At 72.7% G+C, this 24,898-nt stretch carries 23 protein-coding genes; 9 read left to right on the forward strand and 14 right to left on the reverse strand.

Going from position 1 to position 24,898, the window contains the following annotated elements; all coding sequences use genetic code 11:
• Nucleotides 1-20: 20 nt before the first annotated feature.
• The 3 genes from ACZ62B_RS29835 to ACZ62B_RS29845 form a co-directional block, all read right to left on the reverse strand.
• On the reverse strand, nt 21-947 hold the full coding sequence (locus ACZ62B_RS29835; RefSeq protein WP_469692772.1) for a GNAT family N-acetyltransferase: 927 nt from the start codon (nt 945-947) through the stop codon (nt 21-23).
• Between the two features lie 574 nt (nt 948-1,521).
• Nucleotides 1,522-2,922, reverse strand: coding sequence for an FAD-binding protein (locus ACZ62B_RS29840; RefSeq protein ID WP_469692774.1), 1,401 nt, complete (start codon nt 2,920-2,922; stop codon nt 1,522-1,524).
• Between the two features lie 59 nt (nt 2,923-2,981).
• Nucleotides 2,982-4,514: a class I SAM-dependent methyltransferase gene (locus ACZ62B_RS29845; RefSeq protein ID WP_344561121.1), complete on the reverse strand. Its 1,533-nt coding sequence runs from the start codon at nt 4,512-4,514 to the stop codon at nt 2,982-2,984.
• A 371-nt stretch (nt 4,515-4,885) separates the two neighbouring features.
• Between ACZ62B_RS29845 and ACZ62B_RS29850 the strand changes: the two genes are divergently transcribed.
• The 3 genes from ACZ62B_RS29850 to ACZ62B_RS29860 all read left to right on the forward strand — a co-directional run bounded on the left by ACZ62B_RS29850 (nt 4,886) and on the right by ACZ62B_RS29860 (nt 7,976).
• Complete coding sequence (locus ACZ62B_RS29850; protein WP_469692776.1) at nt 4,886-6,058, forward strand: epoxide hydrolase family protein; 1,173 nt, start codon at nt 4,886-4,888, stop codon at nt 6,056-6,058.
• Between the two features lie 34 nt (nt 6,059-6,092).
• Nucleotides 6,093-7,502 carry an extracellular solute-binding protein gene (locus tag ACZ62B_RS29855; protein ID WP_344561114.1) on the forward strand — a complete coding sequence of 470 codons (1,410 nt, stop codon included), beginning with the start codon at nt 6,093-6,095 and terminating at the stop codon, nt 7,500-7,502.
• A gap of 123 nt (nt 7,503-7,625) precedes the next feature.
• Nucleotides 7,626-7,976, forward strand: coding sequence for a helix-turn-helix domain-containing protein (locus tag ACZ62B_RS29860; protein WP_468884134.1), 351 nt, complete (start codon nt 7,626-7,628; stop codon nt 7,974-7,976).
• 92 nt (nt 7,977-8,068) lie between these two features.
• On the opposite strand, the gene ACZ62B_RS29865 is transcribed toward ACZ62B_RS29860, so the two are convergent.
• Entirely contained in the window at nt 8,069-8,707 is a 639-nt protein-coding gene (locus tag ACZ62B_RS29865; RefSeq protein WP_468726880.1) for an HAD family hydrolase, read from the reverse strand.
• Nucleotides 8,708-8,740: 33 nt separating this feature from the next.
• Nucleotides 8,741-10,057 carry an MFS transporter gene (locus ACZ62B_RS29870; RefSeq protein WP_468726807.1) on the reverse strand — a complete coding sequence of 439 codons (1,317 nt, stop codon included), beginning with the start codon at nt 10,055-10,057 and terminating at the stop codon, nt 8,741-8,743.
• 238 nt (nt 10,058-10,295) lie between these two features.
• Between ACZ62B_RS29870 and ACZ62B_RS29875 the strand changes: the two genes are divergently transcribed.
• The 3 genes from ACZ62B_RS29875 (at nt 10,296) to ACZ62B_RS29885 (ending at nt 14,295) form a co-directional block, all read left to right on the forward strand.
• Nucleotides 10,296-10,838, forward strand: a complete 543-nt coding sequence (locus ACZ62B_RS29875; protein ID WP_344561078.1) for a carboxymuconolactone decarboxylase family protein — start codon at nt 10,296-10,298, stop codon at nt 10,836-10,838.
• Nucleotides 10,839-10,876: 38 nt separating this feature from the next.
• The gene (locus tag ACZ62B_RS29880) at nt 10,877-11,827 is read left to right on the forward strand and encodes an oxidoreductase (RefSeq protein ID WP_344561076.1); all 951 of its coding nucleotides are present in this window, start codon (nt 10,877-10,879) and stop codon (nt 11,825-11,827) included.
• Between the two features lie 830 nt (nt 11,828-12,657).
• Nucleotides 12,658-14,295 carry an MFS transporter gene (locus ACZ62B_RS29885; protein WP_469692780.1) on the forward strand — a complete coding sequence of 546 codons (1,638 nt, stop codon included), beginning with the start codon at nt 12,658-12,660 and terminating at the stop codon, nt 14,293-14,295.
• Between the two features lie 88 nt (nt 14,296-14,383).
• On the opposite strand, the gene ACZ62B_RS29890 is transcribed toward ACZ62B_RS29885, so the two are convergent.
• A complete protein-coding gene (locus tag ACZ62B_RS29890; protein WP_344561472.1) occupies nt 14,384-14,767 on the reverse strand; it encodes a winged helix-turn-helix transcriptional regulator in 384 nt (127 codons plus the stop codon).
• A 101-nt stretch (nt 14,768-14,868) separates the two neighbouring features.
• On the opposite strand from ACZ62B_RS29890, the gene ACZ62B_RS29895 reads away from it, so the two are divergent.
• Together ACZ62B_RS29895 and ACZ62B_RS29900 are read left to right on the forward strand one after the other, a co-directional pair.
• Complete coding sequence (locus ACZ62B_RS29895; protein WP_468726800.1) at nt 14,869-15,270, forward strand: RidA family protein; 402 nt, start codon at nt 14,869-14,871, stop codon at nt 15,268-15,270.
• Nucleotides 15,271-15,336: 66 nt separating this feature from the next.
• Nucleotides 15,337-15,618, forward strand: coding sequence for a hypothetical protein (locus tag ACZ62B_RS29900; protein ID WP_468726797.1), 282 nt, complete (start codon nt 15,337-15,339; stop codon nt 15,616-15,618).
• A gap of 96 nt (nt 15,619-15,714) precedes the next feature.
• Here the strand turns inward: ACZ62B_RS29900 and ACZ62B_RS29905 are convergent, their stop codons facing one another.
• From ACZ62B_RS29905 to ACZ62B_RS29925, 5 genes are all read right to left on the reverse strand, one after another.
• Nucleotides 15,715-16,704 carry a hypothetical protein gene (locus tag ACZ62B_RS29905; protein WP_344561466.1) on the reverse strand — a complete coding sequence of 330 codons (990 nt, stop codon included), beginning with the start codon at nt 16,702-16,704 and terminating at the stop codon, nt 15,715-15,717.
• Between the two features lie 129 nt (nt 16,705-16,833).
• Nucleotides 16,834-18,393 carry a tyrosine 2,3-aminomutase gene (cmdF, locus tag ACZ62B_RS29910; protein WP_468724208.1) on the reverse strand — a complete coding sequence of 520 codons (1,560 nt, stop codon included), beginning with the start codon at nt 18,391-18,393 and terminating at the stop codon, nt 16,834-16,836.
• Nucleotides 18,394-18,447: 54 nt separating this feature from the next.
• Nucleotides 18,448-19,428 carry an FkbO/Hyg5 family chorismatase gene (locus ACZ62B_RS29915; RefSeq protein WP_344561462.1) on the reverse strand — a complete coding sequence of 327 codons (981 nt, stop codon included), beginning with the start codon at nt 19,426-19,428 and terminating at the stop codon, nt 18,448-18,450.
• Between the two features lie 92 nt (nt 19,429-19,520).
• A complete protein-coding gene (locus tag ACZ62B_RS29920; protein WP_344561460.1) occupies nt 19,521-20,783 on the reverse strand; it encodes a cytochrome P450 in 1,263 nt (420 codons plus the stop codon).
• A gap of 276 nt (nt 20,784-21,059) precedes the next feature.
• Complete coding sequence (locus ACZ62B_RS29925) at nt 21,060-21,347, reverse strand: DUF4287 domain-containing protein (protein WP_030871200.1); 288 nt, start codon at nt 21,345-21,347, stop codon at nt 21,060-21,062.
• Between the two features lie 116 nt (nt 21,348-21,463).
• Here ACZ62B_RS29925 and ACZ62B_RS29930 point away from each other — a divergent pair, with 116 nt between their 5' ends.
• On the forward strand, nt 21,464-22,111 hold the full coding sequence (locus tag ACZ62B_RS29930; RefSeq protein ID WP_344561458.1) for a winged helix-turn-helix transcriptional regulator: 648 nt from the start codon (nt 21,464-21,466) through the stop codon (nt 22,109-22,111).
• A gap of 52 nt (nt 22,112-22,163) precedes the next feature.
• Here ACZ62B_RS29930 and vanX read toward each other — a convergent pair whose 3' ends face one another.
• The 3 genes from vanX to vanH are packed head-to-tail and all read right to left on the reverse strand — an operon-like array spanning nt 22,164 to nt 24,842.
• The gene (vanX, locus tag ACZ62B_RS29935; protein ID WP_344561456.1) at nt 22,164-22,772 is read right to left on the reverse strand and encodes a D-Ala-D-Ala dipeptidase VanX; all 609 of its coding nucleotides are present in this window, start codon (nt 22,770-22,772) and stop codon (nt 22,164-22,166) included.
• Complete coding sequence (vanA-Sc, locus tag ACZ62B_RS29940; RefSeq protein ID WP_468724200.1) at nt 22,769-23,809, reverse strand: D-alanine--(R)-lactate ligase VanA-Sc; 1,041 nt, start codon at nt 23,807-23,809, stop codon at nt 22,769-22,771. Before vanA-Sc ends, vanX begins: the two co-directional genes overlap by 4 nt.
• Nucleotides 23,802-24,842 (reverse strand): D-lactate dehydrogenase VanH, encoded by a 1,041-nt coding sequence (gene vanH, locus ACZ62B_RS29945; protein WP_344561452.1) that lies wholly within the window; start codon nt 24,840-24,842, stop codon nt 23,802-23,804. Before vanH ends, vanA-Sc begins: the two co-directional genes overlap by 8 nt.
• Nucleotides 24,843-24,898: the final 56 nt, after the last annotated feature.

A 24,898-nucleotide genomic window follows, 5' to 3' on the forward strand; every position in this document is an offset into this window, starting at 1 on the left:
GAACACGGTGAGAGGCGGGATCAGAGCTCGGGTTCGCGGTGGAAGTAGGTCACCGCCCGTTCACCGCGGACCCCGAGGTCCCGGCGCAGGGCGTCGGGGTCGAGGAGCTGAGCCGTGTCGACGGCGACGAGGGCCTGTGCGCACCCGCGCTGGCGCAGTTCCGTGAGGGCCGCCGCCACCAGGGCGAGACCCACGCCGATCCCGCGCAGGGCGGGGGCGACGGCGGCCTCCAGGACGCGGCCCCGGTCGCGCGCCGCGTGCGCCAGGACGTGACCGGCGGGGTGTCCGGCGACCTCCAGGAGCAGCGCGAAACCGGAGAACTCGCCCAGCCGCCGGATCCGGGCCCGGAAGAGGGCGGGGTCGTACGTCTTGGGGACGCGGGAACGGCTGCGCAGGTGCAGGCCGTGCAGCACCTCGGCGTCCTGGTCCGGCACGGCCGGCCGGATGTGCCCGGCCGGGGGCAGGGCCGCCGGCGGCGCCCCGTGCGACAGGTCGACGTCGTACTGGGTGAGCGTGGCACCGCGTACGAAGCCGGTCTCCTCCAGGACGCGGGGCAGCACCGGGTCGCCTTCGAGGATCCCGCCGACGTCCAGGCCCAGCGGGGTGCCCCCGGCCAGTCCGAGCGTGTCCGTGCGGTCCAGCAGGTGCAGGATCAGGAAGCGGGCCGCCGGGGCGCTGCGCGGGCCCGGCGGGACCGTGAGCGCCGCCTCGGCGGCGGCGCCGCCGCCCAGGGCCAACGACGCCCAGGCCAGCAGTTCGTCGCCGGGGCCGGTCAGGCACCAGCTGTTGTCCGCGTAGTGGGGGTGCGAGAGCGTCAGCAGGATGTCCTCGTGGGTGCACGCGGCCGTGCCCGTGCTGCCTTCCTCGTACGCCCTGACCAGTCGCACCAGCGTGTCCACGGAGACGTCCGCGGAGCGTCTGAGGACGAATTCTCCCGGCACGGTCATGGAAATTCGTGCCCCTTCCTGGGGGATCGATCGTGGGTCGGCGGGTCATCGCCCGGGGCGGTCGGCAACGAATGGACGGCGCGGACGGGAGGGCCGGGGGCGCGGCGGCGCCCCTTCCTGGTCGCGGAGTCGGCGGAAACGGGATCGCCGGACACACCGTGGGCCGTACGGAGCCGTCAGCGTCTGCGTCGTCCGGTGCGGGCGGGCAGCGATCCGGTGGAGATCCGGACCGTGCCGGGCGCTCGTCCGGGTAAGGCGCCGGGGCAGAGGCACGAACGCCGCGCGGGGGCGGCCGGGACTCGGCACGAGGCGCCGGTACGGCGTCCGTCGAACGCCATGGCACCTCACCGCCCTTCGCTCCGGCCAATGCCCTTCGGCGTAGTCGGATGCTACTTGGCGAAGTGGTTCCGGATGTTCTTCCAGATTGCTCTCTGCCTCCGTGACGTGCGGGAATTGTCCCCGTCTGCCGAGCGAGCGCCGTTCGGAGGCGCCGTGTCCGCCGTGGCGGGGGCGCCCGCCCGGTGAAGAAACGATTTGCTCGGACACCCTCGCGGGCACCGGGCCGCCGGCCCGCCTACCGCGGTTCACGCCGGACCGGACCGGCCGCGCCGGGGGCGACGTCCCCGGCGAACACACCGTGCGGGTCGACGCGGGCCCGCACCCGGCCGACGGCGGCCGCGCGGTCCTGGTCGAGGTGGAGCTGCGGACGCCCGTACCCCTCGACCAGGGACGGCACGGTGCTCCCCGTGTCCCAGGGGGCGAGCGCCTCCCGCACGGTGGCGCAGTGGTCGTGCAGGGCCTGGACGGTGACCGGTCCGAAGGGCGGGCCCGACCCCATGTACGCGTAGGCCGCGTCCACCTCGGACAGCGCGCCGCCCTCCGGGCGGGCCTCGGCGAACGCCCCGCCGAGCTGGCGCAGCGTGGCCACGGCCAGCGGGGAGCCCGACCCTTCGCCGACGGCGCCCAGGAAGGCCGCGGCGCCGGCGTCGTCCAGCTCGCGCAGCAGCAGGTGGTCGCCGATGAAGGGGACCGGTTCCGCCGGGTCCATGTGGGCGTCCAGCACCCCGGCGGGTCCGGTCGGCGCCCAGGTGTCCAGCAGCGGCTCGGCGACCTCGCGCAGCGGGCCGAGGAGCCCCGCCGCCGTCTCGTGGGCCGTCGCGGTGTCCTCCTCGCGGCGCGCGAGGACGGCGCCGTCGACGCAGAGCACCGGGCCGGCGGCGAGCTGCGGCGGGACGCCGGGGACCGGGGGCAGGTTCATGAGGCGCAGGGACGTGGTGGCCTCGCGCGGCGCGCGGCGCATCCACGCCCGCCAGCGGTCCAGCAGCGGCCGGGCGTGGGCGGCGGACCAGTAGCTCGCGCCGGTGACGACCCGCGCGACGGGGAAGAGGCCGATCTCGACGCCGGTGACGACACCGAACCCGCCGCCTCCGCCGCGCAGCGCCCAGAACAGCTCGGGTTCGTTCTCGGCGTCGGCGCGCACCGACTCCCCGTCGGCGGTGACCAGTTCGACGGCGCGGACGGTGTTGACGGCGAGTCCCGTACTACGGCCGTAGAAGCTGACGCCGCCGCCGAGCAGGTAGCCGACGACACCGACGCCCTCGGCCGAGCCGTGCGCGGCGGCGAGCCCGTACGGGGCCGCCGCGCGGACGACCTCGCCCCAGGTGGTGCCGGCCGGGACGCGGGCGGTGCGGCGGACGGGGTCGATCTCGACGCCGCCCTCGAGTTCGGTGCGGATGAGCAGGGCGCCGTCGGCGGGCCGCACGGCGCCGGAGGCGTGCCCGGTGCTGTGCACGCGCACCGGCAGGGCGGCCCGGACCGCGGTGCGCACGGCGGCCCGTACCTGACCGGGGGTGCGCGCGGTGACGGCGGCGGCCGGGCGGGGCGGGGCGGCGAGGTTGAACGCGGCGGTGGCCCGCTCGTACTCCGGGCTCCCGGGCCGGGCGAGGTCCGCCTCCCGGACGTCGGAGAGGGACATGGACGAATTCCTTCCGTAGCGGGCTTCCGTAGCGGCGGCCGGGCGGGGCCGACGGGCCGTCAGGCCTCTTTGACGGCGGTGAGGAACACGAAGGTGCCCGGCCCGCTCTCCTCGCGGACCGTCAGGCCCGCCTCGGTCAGCCAGCGCCTGAGGTCCTCCGGTTCGAACAGCCGCAGTCCGCCCTCGTGCTGCGGGAAGCGGTGGGCCGACTGGAAGTAGCGGTAGACGGGGTCCTCGGAACGGCGGAACGTCATCGCGGTGAAGGTGCCGCCGGGCCGCAGGATCCGGCCGGCCTCGGCGATGGCGGCCGGCGCCTCGTCGTAGAAGGCCTGCAGGGCGTTCCAGCACACGACCGCACCGACGGAGGCGTCGGCGAAGGGCAGGTCGGCGGCGCCGGCCAGCACGGCGGGCACGTCGGGCAGCCGGCCGCGCAGCACGTTGAGCATGGGCAGCGAGCTGTCGACCGCGACGAGGCGGTCGGCGCCGACGGCCTCGGCGATCACGGTGGTCCACCGGCCGGCCCCGGCGGCGAGGTCGACGACGGGGCCGTCGACGGGCGTCACGTGCTCGGCGATGTAGCGGTCCTCGTCGTCGGGGGTGACGTCGCCGCCCCAGTTGGAGCCGGCGACCCGGAGGAACGAGGGGCGGGCCACGGCCTCGTAGAACAGGCCCATGCTGGGCACCTGGGACAGCTTCTCCAGGAAGTCGTCCACGCCCGCCTCCTCGCCGACGGGGGCGGTCAGGTCGAGGATGCCGCCCGCGGCCGGATAGTCCGCGGCGCAGCCGGTGCAGGTGAAGCGCCCGTCGCCCGGCTCGAGTTCCTTGTGGCAGGCGGGGCAGCGCAGCGCGGCGGTGTGCGCGGCGATCAGTTCGGGTCCCGCGGCGGGGGCGGTGGCGCGGGCCCGGTCGGGGACGGCGGCGGCCGGGGCGTCGGCCGGGTCGCCGTGGCACACCGCCCAGTAGGCGCGGGCCCCGGTGCAGCCGAGGACCGTGCGGGTGTCGTTGTCCCAGGCGGCCAGGAGCTGCTGCGGGCTCAGGGCCTTCACCCAGCTCTGGTCGAAGGCGACCTCGTCCTCGTTGAGGGTCCACACGGACGGCGAGGGCCACACCCGGCCCAGTCCGGGCCGGCCGGGGTCGAGTTCGCTCAGGGCGCGGTCGAGGCGGGATAGGTCGGCCGGGTCCAGTTCCAGACCGGAGACGGCGGCCAGGATCCGGTCCCGGTCGGCCGGGAAGTGCGACAGCAGGTAGAGCAGGGCGAGGGTCAGCGGGGTGCCGATGCCCTCGGTGCGCAGCAGCCCCAGGTACGTGTCCAGGTGGACGCGGACCGCGCGGGCCACCGGCCCGGCGGCGGTGGGGTGTTCGGACTCGGCGAGCAGACCGAGCAGGATCGCCAGGTGCCCGCGGCGCCCGTCGCCGGCCCGTTCGAGGGCGGCGGCCAGGGCGGGTACGGCGTCGAGGGCCGACGCGGTGGGTTCGCCGTCGTCCCACACCGCCTCGACCAGCGTGCGGTAGTGGTGCTCCGCCTGTTCCGGCGCGGCGTTCACGAAGGCGTCGATCAGGGCGTCGGTGGCGTGGGCGGTGGCTGCGTTCACGGGGCGTCCTTCCTGCATCGGTGCGGCGTCACCGGCATCACCCGGCTCCCTGCGTGACCGGCGCGCCGACCTGCGCGCTCACCTGCGCGCTGACCTGCGACGAAAGGGCCGGTCGTGGGGATGCTGCCAGTGCCGCCCGCGCCGCCGCATCTTCTGGACTGCCCTCCTTCCGGCGCCCGCGAGGCCACCGGGCCGCGCCCGCGGAACACCGGTGGCCACGGAGCAATCGACAAGATGCGGGGCCGTTCCGCGGCGGCGCACGATACGGCTGGACGCACGTGTTTCGGGATCCGTCCCACCGGGCGAGCCCTGTGACCTCCTTCAGTGAGCCGCGGCCTTCACGCGCGGACCGACTCTCCTCGGAGCGCTTCATGCATCCCTTCCGTATCGACATCCCGCAGGACCAGCTCGACGACCTGCGCCGACGGCTGGAGGCGACCCGCTGGCCCGACGAACTGCCCGGTGTCGGCTGGAGCCGCGGGGTGCCGCTCGGTTATCTGAAGGAGCTCGCCGAGTACTGGCGCACGTCGTTCGACTGGCGTGCGGCCGAGGCCCGCCTGAACGCGCACCCGCAGTTCGTCACCGAGATCGACGGCGCCCCCGTGCACTTCCTGCACATCACCTCGCCCGAGCCGGACGCGACGCCGCTACTGCTCACGCACGGCTGGCCGGGTTCCGTCGCCGAGTTCCTCGACGTGATCGGCCCGCTGTCCGACCCGAGGTCCCACGGCGGCGACCCGGCGCAGGCGTTCCACCTGGTCATCCCGTCGATACCGGGCTACGGGTTCTCCCGTCCGCTGCCGGAGAAGGGCTGGGACACGGGCCGTATCGCCCGCGCCTGGGCCACGCTGATGGAGCGTCTGGGGTACGACCGCTATCTGGCGCAGGGCGGTGACGCCGGCGCGGTGATCTCCCTGGAGCTCGGGCGGATCGACCCCGAGCACGTCATCGGCGTTCACGTGAACATGCTGATGACCTTCCCCTCGGGCGATCCGGCCGAGCTCGCCGGGCTCGGCCCGGCCGACCAGGCCCGCCTGGGCAAGCTGGCCCGCTTCGACGCGGAGCTGTCGGGCTACATGAAGGTCCAGCAGACCCGCCCGCAGACGCTGGCCTACGCGCTGACCGACTCGCCGGTGGGCCAGCTCGCCTGGATCGTGGAGAGGTTCCTGGACTGGACCTCGGCCGAGCGGCGGCCCGAGGAGGCGGTCGACCGCGACCTGCTGCTGACCGTCGTGTCGATCTACTGGCTGACGGCCACGGCCGGTTCGTCGGCCCAGTTCTACTTCGAGGGCGCCGAGGGAGTACGGGCCGCCGCCGCGGGCGCGGTCCCGCCGCCGCTGACGGTGCCGGTGGGCGTCGCCGTCTTCCCCGACGACATCTTCGTGCCCATCCGCAGCCTCGCCGAGCGCGACCTGCCCCACCTCATGCACTGGACCGAGTTCGAACACGGCGGGCACTTCGCCGCGATGGAGCAGCCGGCCGCCCTGACCGGCGACATCCGCGCCTTCGCCCGCTCCCTCACCTCCGCCACCGCCGCCGCCTGAGCCGACATCCGTTCAGACAGAGAAGAGGCCGTACATGACCACCCCGACCGTGATCGACGTCTGGCTGGGCGACCTGACCTTCCCCGGCTACATGGACCGGCTGCACCGGCTGGGCGCCGAGTTCGAGAAGGCCCACCCCGAGTACCGGATCAACATCGAGGGCCGGGACTTCCGCAACCTGTCGAAGGAGATCGCCGAGGCCGCCGAGGCGGGCCGCCCGCCGGCGATCGGCGAGTTCTACTTCGCCGTCACCCAGGCCGCGTACGACATGCGCGGGCGTGACGGCAAGCCGCTGTTCACCTCGGTGCAGCAGGCGATCGCCGGGCGCACCGAGATCCTCGGCGAGCCGGTCGTCGTCGACGACCTCCTGCCGGCCGTGCGCGAGCACTACTCCCGCGACGGCGACCTGGTCTCGATGCCCGCCGTGGTGACGGCGATGCTGATCTACGGCAACCAGGACCTGCTGCGCGCCGCCGGCGTCGAGCGGCTGCCCACCACCTGGGAGGAGCTGGAGGCGGCCTGCCAGGCGGTCGCCGCGCTCCCGGACGGCCCGAGCCACGCGGTGACCTGGGCCAACCACGGCCTGTTCTTCCAGCAGGCGCTCGCCGTCCAGGGCGGACACCTCGCCGACCACGACAACGGCCGCTCGGGCCGGGCCTCCCGCCTGGACCTGGCGTCCAAGGAGATGCTCACCTTCGTCGAGTACTGGCAGCGGCTGCACCAGGAGGGCCACTACCTGTACACCGGCAAGATCCCGGACTGGGAGGGCAACCTCAAGGCGTTCGCCGACCAGGACGTGGCGCTGCGCATCACCTCGTCCAACGACCTCAACTACATGGCCCAGGCGGCCGAGCACGCCGGGTTCGGCATGACGGTCGGCCGCTTCCCCGGCCGGGCGGGCGAGCCGTACGGCGGGAACATCATCGCCGGCACCTCGCTGTGGCTGACCGCCGGTCTCGACGAGGTGACGCAGGACGGCGCGCTGGCGTTCATGCAGTTCCTGAACAACCCGCGCAACGCGGCGGACCGTCACATCGCGAGCAGCTTCGTGCCGGTGACCCGCTCCTCGTACCGGCTGCTGGAGGACGAGGGCTGGTTCGAGGCGAACCCCTACCACCGGCTGGCCAGCGCCCAGCTCGGCAGCCACCCCGAGGGCGAGGGCGAGGGCGTGCCGCCGTGCCGGGGCGCGCTGTTCGGCGACTTCGCCGGCGCGCAGGACGTGATGACCCGCGCGATGGGCGACGTACTTCTGCACGGCGCGGACCCGGCCTCCCGCTTCGCCGAGGCGACCTCGGAGGCCCAGTCGCTGCTCGACGCCTACGAGCGCGACCGCGTCGACAACGGCGTGCGCAGCCCCGAGAGCCTGCGCGTGGAGTACTTCACCGGAGCCGAGGCCTACACGGGCGCACAGCTGGAGAACGCGGTGCGCGGCAGCAACGGCTGACACCGGACACGCTCGTAGGGGCGCCCCCTCGTCCGGGGGCGCCCCTTCCGCATCCGCTCGCCCGGGGAGTCCGGGCGTCTGGGCCTACCATCGGAGTACAGCGGCAAACGCACTGGGGTGATCGTGAGCAACTGGGCCGGCCTGACGAACGGCAAGCGCATCACACACCTACGGGGCTCCGATCTGACGCAGCAGGGGCTCGCGGATGCGGCAGGGGTCTCCCTCGCCTTGGTGCAGAAAGCCGAGCAGGACCGCGGAGAGTTGTCGGTGGGTTCGCTGCTCAAATTCGCCCACGCGCTGAACACGGACGTATCCGTGATCCTGGGGCAGCAGGCGCCGCGCCGGGGCATGGACCAGGGCGACCGCGCCGCCCTGCGCCGACTGTCCGACGCCGTGCACGAGAGCGCCCTCGGTGAGTGGGAAGGCATCGAGACCCGAGCACCAACGCCTCACCTGGGCGTGACCGCGGGCTGACGGTGGTCAGGCCTCGCTCATTTGCCCGATCTTCCCGATGGTGCCGAGTGGCGAGGCGGTGTCGGCGAGTTGCTGTTGCGTCAGCATGCCGGTCAGTCGCGGACGATGTCGGTGAGCTGGGTGAGGCTGTCGATCTGCCAGTCCGCGACCGCCCGGACGTCGCTTGCGTCCGCCCACAGGTGTCCCCACGGGCCGCGGCGAATATGTGCCGTCCGCAGCCCCGCCGCCTTCGCGGGGAACACGTCGTTGGCCGGATGGTCACCGACGTACACGGTCGCGCCCGGGAGCGCCTGTGCGACCTCGATGACCCGCTGGAAGAAAGCGGGGTCGGGCTTCGCAACACCCCATTCCCCCGATGTGACGATCAAGTCCGCCGGGAGGTCCAGGCCCCGCAGCAGCCGCCCCGCACGTGGAGTCTGGTTCCCGGCGATGACCACTCGAACGCCCAGCCGGCGCAGTTCGGACAACGCCGGGCGGACGTCGGCGTACAGGTCGCTCTCGTCCAGGTACTCCCCGCGGCCGGCGGCTTCACGGGCCCGGTACTCGGCGGCGATGTCGATCCCCGGTCGCACCAGACGAAGGGCTTCGGCATTGTCCTTGCCCTGGGCGACCACGGCACCAACGAGCGCGGACAGGGTGTGGCGGGGAATCTCCAGCCAGTCGGCCCACGACGACCAGTAGCGGTCGTCCCGGGTGATTGTCTCGCCGACGTCGAACACGATGGTCTCCATCACGTCCGGAGCCTGGCCAGGCGGGGAAGGATGTCACTTGGTCAGTGTGAGTTCGGCCCGGTCCAGCACCGGGCGGGCGGCGTCCGGGCGGCGGGAGAGCACCGCCGCCGGCAGCGACAGCAGTACGGCCGTCATCACCGCGGCGATGAACCAGCCGGAGGCGTCCCGCTCGGCGGCGAACGTGGCCGACACCGGCATGACGGCTCCGAGCACCGCACTCGTCACGGCGTTGGGCAGCCCGATCCCCAGGGCGCGCACCTGCGGCGGGAAGATCTCCGTCAGGAGCTTGGGCAGCACCGTGGTCGCGGACGTCAGATAGAGCACGCCGGAGCCGTAGGCGAGCAGCAGACTGGTGAAGGTGCCCCGCATGGTCAGGTACGACCAGGAGCCCGCCACCGCGAACACCACGCTCGCCCCGGCGAGGAAGCGGGCGGCCCCGATCCGGTCGGCGAGCAGACCGAGCGGGACGTTGATCACCATGAGGAACGCGGTGGTGGTCACGGCGACCCACATCATCGTGCCGGGATCCTCGGCCATCCGCCCGCCCAGCGCGGGAACGACCGCGGTCCAGGTACCGCCGACGGTGCCCGTACCGGCCACGAACAGCACGGTGAGCAGGACCTGGCGCCGGTGGGCGCCCAGGACCCGGCGCACCGAGCCGCGGCCCGCCCGGCTGCTCACCTCGCGGCGGAACACGTCGGTCTCGGCCAGCCGGGAGCGCAGCACCAGCAGCACCAGACCGAGGACGCCGCCGACCAGGAACGGCACCCGCCACCCCCACGCCGCCATGGCCTCGGAACCGATCGCGGCGGTCAGCGCGCCGCCCAGCAGGGAGGCGGTGAACGCGCCGGCGCAGGTGGTCAGCGAGAACAGGCTGCCGTACGTGCACTTGCGCCGCTCCGGCGCGACCTCCATCAGATAGGTGGCCGCGGCCGGCCACTCGCCGCCGTGCGAGATGCCCTGAGCGGTCCGCGCGAGGAGCAGCACGAGCGGCGCGAGCAGTCCGATCTGCTCGTACGTCGGGGTGATCCCGATGAGGAACGAGCCGCCCGCCATGAGGGAGATGGCCAGCATCAGCGCCGGCTTCCTGCCGCGCCGGTCGGCGAACCGGCCCAGCAGCAGGCCGCCGAGCGGCCGCATCAGGACACCGGCGCCGAGGACCGCGAACACTCCCAGTACGGAGGTCAGGGCGTTGTCGGAGGGGAAGAACCGGGTGGCGAACAGCGGCGCGAACAGCCCGTACGCCAGCCAGTCGAAGGACTCGATGAAATTGCCGACGACCGTCGCGGCGACCGAGCGCCGGTGGGCCTTCCCGTGCGCGGGCACGGACGCGGGCATGGATGCGGGCATGGTGCTCCGTAAGTTGTCGGGCGGCGCTGGGCAGGGGGCCTCGGCCGCCGCCGTCCGGGGCGACCGGCCGGTGCCCATCGTGGAAAGCGGGACGGGTTCCGGCCAACTCCGAGCGTGCGCACCTTCGACGACCGCCCGCCGCGGGCCCTTGAGGGGTGCGCACCCTCGGAGTTGGCCGCCCTCCGGCCCGCTGACGACGATGGCACCGACCGAGCCCGCCCCAGTGAAGGGTGCTCCGATGGCGCACATCACGCTCGACAACGACCTGCCCGGTATCAGCGGCCTGATGGCCCAGCGTCCCGACACCGGTGCCCCGCTGAACCAGCTCGCGGAGACGCTGCTGCGCAGCGGCGACTCTCCGCTGACCCGTGGCGAGCGCGAGCTGATCGCCGCCTACGTCTCGCACCTCAACAGCACGCCGTTCTGCGCCCGTTCCCACAGCGCGTTCGCCGCCGCCCAGCTGGAGGGCGGTGCCGATGTGGTGGGGGCGGTCCTCGCCGACCCGGAGGGCGCCCCGGTCCCCGCACTGCTGAAGAGTTTGCTGCGGGTCGCCGCCGAGGTGCAGGCGCACGCCCGTCCCGTCTCCGACGAGACGGTCCGCGCCGCCCGCGCCGAGGGCGCCACCGACGCCCACCTGCACGACACGGTGCTGATCGCGGCGGCCTTCTGCATGTACAACCGCTACGTCAGCGGCCTGGCCACCGACGCGCCCTCCGAACCGGCCTACTACGACGTCACGGCGGACTTCATCGTCCGGTACGGCTACGGAGCCGCGGCCTGACCTTCCGCGGCGCGCGCCGCCACCCGAGGAGGACTCACATGGACTGGTCCCCGGCCGGTGTCCCCGGCCAGTACGGCAGAACGGCCCTGGTCACCGGCGGCAGCGGCGGCCTCGGCCTGGAGGTGGCCCGAGCACTCGCCGAACGCGGTGCGCACGTCGTCCTGGCCTGCCGCAGCACCGCACGCGGCCGGGCGGCCGCGGCCCGCATCGGAGGGAGCACCGAGGTCGTCCGTCTCGACCTCGCCTCCCTGGACTCGGTACGCCGGGCCGCGGACGGGATACGGCGCCGGCACCGGCGGCTCGACCTGCTGGTGAACAACGCGGGGGTGATGTTCCCCTCCCGCCCGCGCACCGAGGACGGCTTCGAGCCCCACTTCGGCGTCAACCACCTGGGGCACTTCGCCCTGACCGGACTGCTGCTGGACCTGATGCACGGGGTTCCCGGCTCCCGCGTGGTGACGGTGGCCAGCCTCGCCCACCGGGCCGGCCGGGGCGCCATGGACGGACCACGGGCCCGTGACGGCGCCGGCCACCGCTCGCTGAGCGCCTACGGCCGGTCGAAGCTGGCGAATCTGATGTTCGCCCGGGAGTTGCAGCGGCGGCTGGCCGGCAGCGGAGCCGAGACCCTCTCCGTCGCCGCGCATCCGGGCCTGTCGGCGACCGCCCTGTGGCAGGGGGAGGCACCCGCGTGGCTGCGCCCGGTGAGCGGGGTCGCGCTGCGGCTGCTGGCCCAGCCGCCCGAGCGGGCGATGCTGCCGGTGCTGCGCGCCGCCACCGACCCCCACCTGCCGGGAGGGGCCTATCTCGGACCCGGCGAACGGTTCGAGAGCCGGGGCGCGCCGGCTCCCGCCTCCTCCAGCCGCGCGTCGCGCGACGCCTCGGCGCGGTTTTGTCTGTGGGAACTGTCGGAGGCGCTGACCGGCGTGCGCTACGGCCTCGCGCCGGCGCGCACCGCGGCCGGCGGCTCCCCGACGACGGCCGGACGATGAGCACGCCGGCCGGCACCCGCCTCGACGACGGCCCCGACGGGCCCTTCCGGCGGGCCGCCGCATGGGCGTGGGCCTGGCGCAGCTTCGACATCGGGCTGCCGGATCCCGAGGAGCTGCCGGGGGCCAAGGAGTTTCAGGGGACCGTGGGGTTTCCGAGGTCCGGGGGGTTTCCGGATGCGGAAGGTCCGTCGGGAACCGGGAGACCGCCGGACGCGAAAGGCGTGCCGGAGACCGGGAGACCGCCGAGGGCACCTGTCGTCCCGCGGCCCGCTTCCCCGGACACACCGGCGCCGCCCGCCCCCGTATCTCCCGCCGTCGCCGCGCCGGAGGTCCAGTCCTGCCCCGTACGGCGCCGGCCCCGTCCCGCCCCGCGCCGGCACGGCCACCGTCTCGGTACCGACCCGCGGAGATGAAGCGGCCCTCCACCCCCGCCACCGCGTCCCGGAGGGGGGAGGCAGTGGCGGGCCGGCGTCAGTGAGCCGACCCGCGTCCCGGAAGGCGGCCGATGCGGGTCCCGGTGTCAGGAGAAGAGTCCGGGCTCGTTCCTGACGGTCATGTCCTCGACTTCCCGCGGACCGTGGCGAGCCGGGCGTTCCGGCTGTTGTGCCCGTGAGGTCACGGGCCCCGCTTCGGCCTGGGCGTCTTCCGAGGCGCTTCGTGCGGCCCGCGGATTCCGCATCCGGACTCAGCACGCAGGGAGATGCGGCCGCGGCAGGCCCCGGAGGACGGTGGCGGGTGGGCCCGAAGGCACGCGGTACACGCGGCACACGGGCGCCACCGCACCCACACCCACACGCGCACGGCCCATGACGAGGGGAAGTAACAGGCACATGACTGCAGGCGGTGCTCCCAAAGCCGGGCGGAAGGAGTGGATCGGGCTGGGCATCCTCGCTCTGCCGACCCTCCTCGTGGCCCTCGACGTCTTCGTACTGCTCCTGGCGCTGCCGCACCTGAGCGCGGATCTCGGCGCCGACTCCAACCAGCAGCTGTGGATCATGGACATCTACGGCTTCATGGTCGCCGGTTTCCTGGTCACCATGGGCACCCTCGGTGACCGCATCGGCCGCCGCAAGCTGCTGCTGATCGGCTCGGCCGCGTTCGGTGCCGCGTCCCTGATGGCGGCCTTCGCCACCAGTCCGGGCATGCTCATCGCCGCACGCGTGCTCCTGGGCATCGCCGGCGCCAGCCTGACGCCGTCCACCCTGGCCCTCATCACCACCATGTTCCAGGACGCCAAACAGCGCACGGTCGCCATCAGCCTGTGGGCGAGCTGCTTCACCATCGGCGCGATCGTCGGCCCGCTGCTCGGCGGCGTGATGCTGGAGTACTTCTGGTGGGGTTCGCTGTTCCTGATCGGCGTCCCGGTGATGGTGCTCACCCTGGTCGTCGGCCCGCGTGTCCTGCCCGAGTTCAAGAACCCCGAGGCCGGCCGCCTGGACCCGGCGAGCGTCCTGCTGAGCCTGGGCGGCACCGTCCCGGTCATCTTCGGCATCAAGGAACTCGCCCGCGACGGCTGGGAGGCCCTGCCCGTCGTCGTGCTGGTCGCCGGGCTCGTCATCGGCGTGCTGTTCGTCCAGCGCCAGCGCCGGCTGAGCAGCCCGCTCCTCGACGTCACCCTGTTCGCCCACGGCCGGTTCACCGCCGCGCTGCTCAGCCTGCTCGCCTACAGCCTCATCGGCGGTACGGTCATGCTCTTCATGACCCAGTACTTCCAGGCCGCCCAGGGCATGTCCCCGTTCGAGGCGGGCCTGGGCATGCTGCCCGGCATGGCCGCGGCCACCGTCTCCTTCGCGGTGTGCCCGATCATCGCCCGCAAGGTCCGTCCCGCGTACGTCATCGGCGCGGGCATCGCGGGCGTGACCGCCGTCCTGCTCACCTTCACCCAGCTCGACGCCGGTTCCGGTACGCCCGTGCTGATCGCCGGGTTCGCCGTGTTCTCCTTCTGCGGCGCCCCGATCGTGGCGCTGGGCACGAACATGGTGGTGGGCACCGTCCCCGCGGAGAAGGCCGGTTCGGCCGGGGCCCTGTCCCAGATGAGCAACGAGTTCGGGGCCGCCCTCGGTGTGGCGACCCTGGGCACCGCGGGCCTGGCCGTCTACCGCAGCGAGATCGCCGACACCGTCCCGGCGGGCGTGCCCGCGGGCGCCGCCGACGCCGCCCGCGACAGCGTCGCCGGTGCCGCGGCCGCCACCGAGGGGTTGTCCGGACCGCTCGCCGAGACGCTGATGGAGCCCGTGCGCGTGGCCTTCACCAGCGGCCTGCACACGGTGGCCGGGGTCGGCGCGGCCCTCATCGCCGTCGCCGGAGCCTTCTTCGTCGTCCTGATGCGGCACATCCCGCCGGTCGGCCAGGAGGAGGCCCCGCCGGAGCCCGAAGCCGGAACCGAGAACGAGAGCAAGAACGAGAGCAAGAACGAGAACGAGAGCGAGACCGCGGGGGAGCCGGCGCCGAAGGTGGCGGCGGTCTGAACCTCCCCGGAGCCGGAGCCGGAGCACCGGCCCCGCACACGCGCCGGCCCCGCCCCGGAATGTCCGGGGCGGGGCCGGCGCGTGTGCGTCAGGCGTCGAAACTGCCGCGTGCGCTCTCGATGTGAGCGAGGTGCTGGTGGGTCCAGCCGCAGATGGCGTCGACCGCGGTGCGCAGGGCCCGGCCCGGCTCGGTGAGGGTGTACTCGACCCGCGGCGGCACGGTGGGGTGCACCTTCCGGTCGACCAGGCCGTTGCGCTCCAGCATGCGCAGGTTCTGGGTGAGCATCTTGTGGCTGATGCCCTCGACCTCGTTCCGCACCTCGTTGAAGCGCAGGGTGCGCTCGCCGAGCGCCTCGATGATCAGGAGCGCCCACTTGTTGGCGACGTCCGAGAAGATCTCCCGCGCCAGGGAGTCCGCGCGCCGCAGGTCGGCGTCCTCGGGCAGGCCCTTGAGCAGTTGTTTGGTCACCATGAGGTTCCCCAGTCACCGAAAAGTGCGTTCTTCCAGGTCAGCCCTCACTCTCCTACAGTTCCCGAGTAACCACAAGAGAGCAGATCGGAAGGGCGAGCTCCATGACCACCCTTGATGTCTTCAGCTACGACGTGCCGGCCGAGAGCGACTTCGGCTACGCACAGGCGATCAGGTCCGGCGAGCTGGTCCACGTCTCCGGCCAGCTCGCGTTCGACGACGCGGGCGAGTTCCTCCACGCGGGCGACTTCGCCGCCCAGCTCGGGCGGACCCACGCCAACATGGACAAGGTCCTGGACCACTACGGCGCCACCCGGAACCAGATCGTCTCGCAGACCCTGTACGTGGTGGACCTGCGGCGGAACGCCACGGCGACGGCGGAGGGCAACCTGGCGTACTTCGGCGACCACCGCCCGGCCAGCACGGTCGTGGGCGTCACCGAACTGACCCTGCCCGGCCAGCTCGTCGAGATCGCCTTCGTCGTCGACACGAAGCTGCCCGTCTGAGGAGCCGCCGGCGGGAGCGCGGGCGAGGGGGCGGCGGGTGCGCGTGGACTGATTATGATCTTGGTCATGTCTGTGCAGAGTTCTGACAAGGCCCTTTCCCGCAAGCAGCGGCTCCAGGAGAAGCAGCGCCGCCAGTTGGCGGTGGTCGACACCGTGGACAAGGCCGAGGCGAAGGTCCGCAAGGCAGAGGTGGAACTGGCCGGGGCGGTCGCCGAGGCCGTGCAGGTGTTCGGGGACGAGCAGTCCGCGTCCGAGGGGCTCGACATGCCGGTCGAAGCGATCCGGCGCTTCCTCGGCATGGCGCGGGAGGAAACGGCCGGCTCCGGCGAGGCCGCCGGAGCGCCCTGAGCGCGGCCCGCCGCGTGCGTGGCCCCGGTCGGCCCGGAGGACGACGGGCCGGGTACGCGCCCCGCGCACCCGGCCCGTTCGCACACCGCCGGTGCCTCAGTGCGCCCAGGGGGCCATCGGGTACCAGATCAGATCGCGGCGGGCCAGGATCCGCAGGTCCCAGTACAGGAGCATGAAGACGCCGGCGGCGATGAACGCCGCCGCCATCAGCGCCGAGGCGCGGCTCGGCCGGGCCGTCAGCCAGCGGCTCAGCCGTTCCCCGAAGGCGACGGTGACCAGGAGGAACAGCACCGCCACGACGACGAGGTTGCCGAGCGTCTGGAGCACGAACACCGCCGCCCCGTAGAGCGGGTTGCCGCTCTCGGCCGCGTCCCGGAAGAGCTGCCGGAACAGCGGGAACGGACGCCCGATGAGGAACGCCCCGACCAGGGCGCCCATGAACAGCATCGGCGCACCGGGGAAGCGGCGCGACAGCCGCGCGAGCGGGTCCCGCACCACCCCCAGCGCGGAGAGCCCGAGCACCAGCATGCACAGGCCGATGAGCCCGTACACCACCATCGCCTGGATCAGCCGGCCGGACAGCCCGCCGCCCGACGGGCTCTCGTCGAACTGCGGCATCCCGGTGCCGACCAGCGCGACGAGCACCCCGTACAGCGCCGACACGACGATCGCGCCCAGGGCGAGTCTGCTCAGCGGCTGCAGGGCGGCGGTCAGCCGCCGGCGCGGTGAGGACGGGCCGCCGGTCAGCGGGGCCAGCGCGCTGAACACGGCGACGTTGCACGCGGTGAACGTGCCCGCCACCCCGGTCGCCACGGCGAAGGCCAGGCCGGCCAGGGCGCCGGCGATGGGGCTGTCCTTGGCGTGGTGTCCGAGCAGGGTGTCGGCGACGTTGTCGCCGATGGTGCTGTCGACGAACTCCGCCGACCACACCACCGTCAGGGCGAAACCGAACAGCGCGCTGACCACGGCGACCAGCAGCCGCCGTCGCGGCGCGTGGCCGTTGAAGAAGAACGAGGGCGTACGCGGGGTGCCGGTCCGCGGCGGGGCCGGGGCGTCCAGGGAGGGACGCTGTGTCACTTGAGTCATGGAAACGCCTTTCACCGAAGAGGACGGAACAGGGGACGTGCGGTGTTTCCGGGCCCCGAAGGGCCCCCGAACGCGGTGCGGGGGACGGCGCACCGGTCGTGCCCGTCCCCCCCACCGCCGTACGCCGGATCAGCGCAGCGCGATTCCCTCCTGGCGCAGGGACCGCAGGAACTCGCCCCGCGACAGCGCCGCGGCGATCAGCTCGATGTCGTCGGCCATGGAGCGGTCCACGCCCAGGGCGGGCACCAGGGACCGCACCGCGTCGTACGTGGCCCGGCTCGCCGGACCCAGGTCGTCGTACCGCCGGGAGACGTCCACGGCCTGGGCGGCGGCGAGGAACTCCACCGCGAGGACGCGGTTGTTGTTCTGCAGCACCCGCCGGGCGTTGCGGGCCGCGATCAGGCCCATGCCCACGACGTCCCGGTGGCCGCCGCCGGACGGCACGCTCTGGGTGCTGGCGGGCCCGATGGTCCGGTTCTCCGCCACCAGGGCCGTCGCCGGGTGGTGCGCGCCGGCGAAACCGCGGTGCAGGCCCGGATCTGCGGCGACGAGGAACTCCGGCAGACCGTGGCCGAGGTGCCGGTCGAGCAGCCGGTCGACCTGCCGCTCGGCGAGCACCCCGAGCTGGGTGAGCGCGATCGTGGTGAAGTCCATGACGAACGCGACGGGCTGGTCGTGGAAGTTCGCCCCGTGGAAGATCTCCTCGCCCTCGAAGAACAGGGGGTCGTCGTTGGCGGAGTTGAGTTCGGTCTCCAGCCGCCCCCGCGCGTGCCCGAGGGTGTCCCGCACCGCCCCGAGGATCTGCGGCACGGCACGCAGCGTGTACGCCTCCGCCGGCGCGCCGCGCGGGTCCGCGTGGTCCGGGGCCGGACGGCTGCCCGCGAGCAGGGTCCGCATGTTGGCCGCCGAGTCGATCTGCCCCGGGTGCGGCCGGGCGACGTCGTGGCCCTCGGCCAGGAACGGGCTCCCGGACCCGCGCAGTACGTCGTGGAGCAGGCCCGAGACCGTCTCCGCCTGGCGGACCTGGGTGAAGGCCCGCTCCACGACGAGGGAGCCGAGACCCGTCACGGCGGAGGTCCCGTTGATCAGCGCCGGGCCCTCCTTGAAGCGCAGCCGCAGCGGGGCGATGCCCAGCTCGCGCAGGACCTTGCCCGTCTCCCGCCGCTTGCCGTCGCGCAGCACCCGGCCCTCGCCGATGAGCGTGCCGGCGAGATGCGAGAGCGGCACGAGGTCACCGCCGGCGCCGAGCGAACCGATCTCCGGTATCGCCGGTGTGATCCCCTCGTTCAGATACAGCGCCAGGCGGTCCAGGACCTCCGGGCGGACCGCGGAGTACCCCTTGGCGAGCGTGTTCAGACGCGCCGCCATGATGGCCCGGGCCTCGTCCTCGGCGAACAGCGGGCCCACCCCGGCGCTGTGACTGCGCACCAGGTTCGTCTGCAGTCCGACCTCCTCCGCCTTGTCGATCCGCGTGCGGGCCCTCTCGCCGTGGCCCGTGGTCACGCCGTGGACGGGGATGTTCCGTTCCACCAGGTCCTCGAGCATCGCGCGGCTCTTGAGCACCTTGGCGACGGCACCGGGGCACACCCGCACCGGCGTTCCCGGTTCCGCGACGCGGCCGACCGCGTCGGTGGTGAGGCTCTCGCCGTCGAAGGTGACCGTGGCGCCGCCGGTGTCAGCTGTTGTCAACGCTCTCACTCCAGGTGGACGGGGCCGGCCGGGCAGGCCGGGGCGGGGCGGTGGTCACCGGCAGATCCCCTCCATCTCGACCAGCAGGTCCGGCCGGCAGAGACCGACGTTGAGGAAGACCACGTCCGCCGCACCGGAGAGCACCTCGGCGCACCGGGCCCGCACCGCCGGCAGATGCTCCGCGTCACGGACGTAGACCTTGACGCTGTCCAGCTCCGCCAGCCCGTACCCGGCGTCGACGGCGTGCTGGCGCAGGTTCTCCCCGCTCACCAGCGCCTCGATGTTGGCCAGCGTGACGTCCAGCTGCCGTTCGATGTCGCCGGGGTGCACGGTGTCGTCCCCGAGGACGCCGGCCGTGCCCGACACGTAGAGGGCCCCTGTCCCGTACCCCTCGGACGCCAGGTGGGTGCCGCGCGCGAAACCCGGCCGCAGGGCCCCGTACCGGTCGGGGTACCGGTGGGCCGGGGTCTGCCGCGGGTTCTCCAGATGGGTCGCGCGCCCGGGGCGGCAGGCCAGGAAGTACAGGTCGATGCCCGTTCCCAGGGAACCGGTGCCGGTCGCCGCGGGGATGCCCTCCAGGCGTCCGGACCACTCGTCGAAGGCCAGGGCCCGGCCGGCGCGGAAGTCCTGGTGGATCTCGGTGCCCTCGGCGTTGTCGCCGGTGATGTCGCCGATCAGGTTCCACACGCGGAACAGATCGGTGTACCCCAGCCGCCAGGCCGTCCGGAACGCGGCGCCGTAGGCGGCGTGCACCGCGTCGCGGTACACGCCGCTCTCCTCGACGCGCACCGCGCAGAAGAAGTGCTCGCCGTCCTCCGCGTAGACCAGGTCGTCCTGCAGTCCGGAGCGCACGGGACGGTCGGTGACCCAGGTCTCCGTGAACGGGACGGCGGGCGCGGCCATCATGTGCACGTCGATCCGGGGGGATCCCCGGTACAGCGTCGGCCGTCCGCCGTGGTGCCCGTACACGACGCGGGCCAGGACGTGCCGGCCGGCCAGGACGTCCCGGTCCTCGCCGGCGGGCGTGTCGAACACGCAGTCCAGCGTCGGTGTGCGCGAAGCGGTGTGAAGGACTGTCACGAGTCTGCTCCCATGGGTGAGCGCTGCGAAGCGAAGCGGCGGGTGCGTCACTCGGGCGGCCATGGCAGACCGCGGTCGCCGAAGCCGTCGGCATCGACCCACAGCGCCCGCAGGCCGCGCAGGGTGACGTTCGGTCGGTAGGACGGGGTGCCGGTGGCGAAGCGGGCACCGGTGACCCGCTGGGCGAACCGGGTGAGGACCGCTTCGGCGATCAGCCGGGCCACCGGTTCGCCCGGACACGCGTGCGGCCCCAGCCCGAAGGCGGCGTGCGGCGCCCCGGTCCCGTCCGGGGAGAACACCTCGGGGCTGTCCCACACCCGCGGGTCCCGGTGGGCCGCGGCCAGCAGAAGCAGCAGGGTGGTCCCGGCGGGCACGCGCGTGCCGCAGACGTCGAGATCGGCGACGGCGTGACGGTGGAGCAGCTGGACCGGCGGATCCAGGCGCAGCACCTCCTGGACCACCTGGCCCGCGTACCGGGCGTCCCGCCGCACCGCATCCCGTACGTGCGGAGCCCGCAGCAGCGCCAGGACGCCGGCCGAGACCAGGTCGACGCTCGTCTCGTGCCCCGCGACGAGCAGGGCCCGGCACGCGGCGGCGAACCGCGCCGCCGAGGACGGCCCGTCCGCGCCCCCGGGCACCGGCAGCGGATCCTCGCCACCCCGCGAGCGCGCCGGTTCGCCGAGGTAGGCGTCCAGTTCCTGCTCCGCCCGCCGACGGGCCTCGCCCCCCGGCGGGTCGGCGCCGGTCAGCAGCGGATGCGGGTCCAGCGCGGGGGAGAGCAGCAGCGCCTGCCGGTGCAGCCAGGGCGCGTCCCGCTGCGGCAGGCCCAGCAGACGGCAGAGCACGGCCGCCGGCAGCGGATACGCCAGGTCCGTGACCACCTCGAGCCGCCCGCGCGCCGCCACCCCGTCGAGGAGGTCGTCGACGAGACCGCGCACGAAGGGCAGCAGGGCGCGCAGCCGCTCCGGAGCGAGCACCCGCGCCACCAGCCGGCGCAGCGCCCCGTGCTCCGCCGAGCCCGCCACGGCGACGGCGAACCCCGCCGGCGGGCCGCCCCGCCCGGCGGGACACGTACCGGCCCGCGGGACGACGGCCTCCGGCGCCCGCAGAACGGCCGCGCAGTGCCGGTACGAGGAGAAGACGACGGTCGACTCGTCCCACCACAAGGGTCCGGCCTCACGTATCCGGTCGAACACCGGATACGGATCGGAACGCACGGAGCCGTCCAGAACGCGCAACAACAGCGAGCGGGCTTCTCCTTGCCGGCCCTTCTCCCCGAAAAGGAGCGACGCCGAGCGATGGCTTTCCATGGCACAGCCTTCCTGAAAAGGGGATGCCGCCATCGGAAGAATGTTCGTGCCCGCCCGACGCTGTCCATGCGGAGTTGCGCAAGCCGCCGCGAACCGTGCCCGTCGCGCCGACTCGGCCAAGTCCGCTGGTGACCGCGGTGACCGGTGGATCGGACGACCCGCCGGTCCGTCCCGCTCCCCGGACGCGGGAAGACCGCCGCTCCCGGTGGAGCGGCGGTCTTCCCACGGACCTCCGGAGCGCGGACACCGGCCTGCCGGAGGGGCCCCGCGCCCGTCTCAGGGACGGTTCGCCTTGCCGTCGAGCCAGAGCGTGTCCGACTCGTCCTGGTGGGTCCCGCCCGAGCCGACGTGCTTGTCGGAGATCTTCGCGCCGTTCTTGATGACGTGCACGAGCGCCATCCCGTGCCCGCGGCCCAGGTCGTAGTCCTGCTTGAGCCACTCCAGGATGACGCCGGCCTTGGTGTCCGCGCTGTCGTAGCCGCGCTCCTGCGCGAGCGCGATGAACTGACGGGGCGTCAGGCCCGTCTTGTCCTCGATCTTGTCCAGATACGCCTGGAAGGACACGTCCTCTCCCAACTTCCTTCGTGATGCGTGCCGTTGAAATCAACTGAGCAGCGTGAAGCATACTTGTGAAAGGCAAGTGATGTTCGCACTGTGGTGCGAGAACTAGAATGTGAACCATGACGGTGAAGGAGTACGGCCAGTTCTGCGGCCTCGCCCGTGCGATGGAGGTCGTCGGTGAGCGCTGGACCCTGCTGATCGTCCGGGACCTCCTGCTCGGCCCCAAGCGCTACACCGACCTGCGCAACGGTCTGCCGAACATCCCCACCAACATCCTCGCGGCCCGCCTCAGACGACTCGAGGCCCACGGCGTCGCCGTCCGCCGTGCCCTGCCCCACCCCGACCGCGGTGTCGTCTACGAACTCACCGACCACGGGCGTCGGCTCCAGCCGGCCCTGACCGCCCTCGGCCGCTGGGGCGCCCGCACCATGACCGAGCCCCGCCCCGGCGAGATCACCACCACCGAAAGCCGTGCCCTGTCCTTCCACACGGCCTTCCGCCCCGAAGCCGCCGCCGGAGCGACCCTCGGCTACGAGATACGCATGGCCGACGTGACCTTCGCCCTGTCCGTCGCCGGCGACCGCCTCACCGTCGCACACGGCCCCCACCCGGACCCGGACCTGGTCATCGAGACCCGCTCCGGCCACCCCGTCCTCGACCTCATGCGCGCCACCCTGACCCCCGCCGAGGCACTCGCCGCCCGGAGCATCGCCGTCGAGGGACCGGAGTCCCTCCTCACCCGCTTCACGGAGATCTTCCGCCTCTGACCGCACCGGCCGCCCGGGCACCCCGCCCGTGCCGCGGCCCGCCCGGGACCGCCTACGTGACGGGAAAGTCGAAGTAGGTGTCCGGATAGGGTTCGCCTTTCAGCGTGTAGTGCCACCACTCGCACTCGTACGAGCGGAAACCGCAGTCCTCCATGAGGGAACGCAGGTGTTCCCGGTTCCGCGCTTCGACCTGCCCGATGCCCGTCGCCCCATGGTGGGAGAGGGAATCCATCAGGTCGTGACCACCGCCCATGGGGGAAAGCTCACCGGTGTCCAGGTGATACAGCGTCATGTCCACGGTGCTGCCCCGGCTGTGGCCCGACCTGGTGGCCACGTACCCCCTCTCGAACATGTCGGATCTGTCGATGTTCGGATAGTGCCGTGGTTTCGTCCGGCCGTCCTCGGGCTGTCGCGACCAGCGCACGAAACAGTCCACGGCGCGTTGCGGGCGGTAGCCGTCCCAGAGCAGCAGGCCGAAGCCGAGGGACCCGGCCTTCTCCCGCGCCTTCTCCAGAGCCGCGCACAAGGCCTTCGTGCCGACGATGCGGTTCGCCAGGTAGCCGTCCACCGGCTTGCCGGTGAAGTTGTCCCAGGTGGCGTACTTGGCGTCCCAGCGTATTCCCGGGACGAACTCGTCCACGAAGACGAAGTCCTCGTTCATCGGAGCTTCCCCGTCAGCGCGAGCGACACCAGCCGGTCGATCACTTCGGTGAGCGGCAGATCCGCGGCCGCCATCATCCTCGGGTAACGGCTGTACGAGGTCATGCCGGGGAAGGTGTTGACCTCGTTGAGGACCACTTCGCCGTCCTCCTTGAGGAACATGTCCACCCGGGACAGTCCCCGGCACCCCAGGGCGCGGTAGACGGCTTTCGCCTTCTCCCGGACGAGCGTGCGCGACTCCTCCGGAATGTCGGCGGGAACGACGGCCACGGAGTTGTCGGAACCGGTCTCGGGCCGGTCCTCCTGATGGATCCTGAAGAAGCCGTGGGAGAGCGCGATGTGGTCCACCTGCCCCGCGATCAGGTCCGGTCCGTCCCCGAGGACGGCGCATCCGATCTCGCTGCCGTCGACGGCCTCTTCGATCAGCACCTTCGAGTCGTACCGCCGGGCGGTTTCCACCGCACCCGGCAGTTCCTCCTTCCGGGACACCTTGCTGACGCCGAAGGACGACCCCGAACGGGCCGGCTTCACGAAGACGGGATAGGTGATCCGGCCGGGATCGACGTCCTCGTCCGCCGTGACGGTCCAGAAATCCGGCGTGGCGATTCCCGCGCTCCGGGCGACGAGGTAGGTGAGGGACTTGTCCATGCACAGCGCGGAACTCTGGATGTCGCAGCCGGCGTAGGGGATGCCGGAGAGCTCGAGGAGACCCTGCACCGCGCCGTCCTCGCCGAGCCTGCCGTGCAGCACCGGCAGCACGACGTCCAGGGCGATCGTCTCGTACCGCCCCCGGTCCAGCACGAGCAGTCCGCGGACGCCCCGGTCCGGTGACAGCACGGCCGGGCGGTGGTCGCCCCGCTCCCAGTCCGCGTCGGGCCCGTCGCAGAGCCGCCAGTCACCGCTCCGCGTGATCCCGATGTAGAACGGCTCGTACTTCTCGGCGTCGAGATTCCGCGCGATCTCTCGCGCGGACTTGACGGAGACGGGGTGCTCCTCGGAGCAGCCGCCGAACATGATGCCGATCTTCAGCTTACCCATGCTGATTCCTTCTTTCGAATTCCAGGCAGTTGGTGAGGGAGTTCTCGACCGTGTCGCTCAGGGCGTGGTCCGTGTAATACGCGGTGTGCGGAGTGATGAGCACGTTCGGCATCTCCTGCAGCCGCAGCAACGCCTTGCTTTCGACGCGCCTGTCGCGGCAGTCGGCGTAGAAGATCCCTTCCTCCCCTTCGACGACGTCCAGTGCCGCGCCGCCCAGCCGTCCGCTCTCCAGTGCCGGAACGAGGGCCTCGGTGTCGATCAGGGAGCCGCGTCCGGTGTTGATGACGAAAGCGCCGTGCTTCATCCGCTCGATCCGTCGACGGTCGAGGAGGTGACGCGTCTCCGTGGTGAGCGGTGCGTGGAGCGTCACCACGTCGCTCAGGCGCAGCAGTTCGTCGAGGGGGACGTGGCCGGCGGCCGTCTCGGAGCGACGGTCATGGGCGAGTGTCCGACCGCCGAAACCCCGCAGCCTTTCCATGACCGCCGTGCCGATGCGTCCTGTTCCGACGACCCCGACGGTCAGGTCGCGCAGTTCCCTTCCGCGCACCTCGTCCAGCCGGTAGTCGTGGTGGTCCGAGCGGCGGACGGTCGCTTTCGCGTTCCGTACCGCCATCAGCATCAGCATCAGCGTGTAGTCGGCCACGCTGTCGGGCGAGTAGGCGACGTTCTCGACGGAGATGCCGACGCTTGCCGCGTAGTCCACGTCGATGTGGTCGCGGCCGATGCTCCGTGTGGAGATGTACGACACACCGGCCCGGCCGAGGGCGAGAAGCGTGGGACGGGTGATCCGGGTCTTGTGGCCTACGCTGACGCACCGGTTCCCGGAGGCCAGTTCGGCGTTGGCTTCGGACACCGGCGCGTCCGTGAGGGTGGTCACCACACCGAAGCGGGGTGCCATCTCCCGGAACAGAGCGGCCTCGTCCCGCCCGCATCCGTAGACGGTGATACCCGTCGCAGGGACGGCCGGAGAAGAAGGGATCGCCGGGGATCGAGGGCGGCCGGCCGTTTTCCGGGCTGGTTCGCTGTAGGTCATGCCGACAGTCAAGAAGACGGGGTGTCGCCGGAGCGTATGCGGTTCTCGATACGCCG

It is taken from the genome of Streptomyces sp. NPDC053426, from assembly GCF_055585405.1.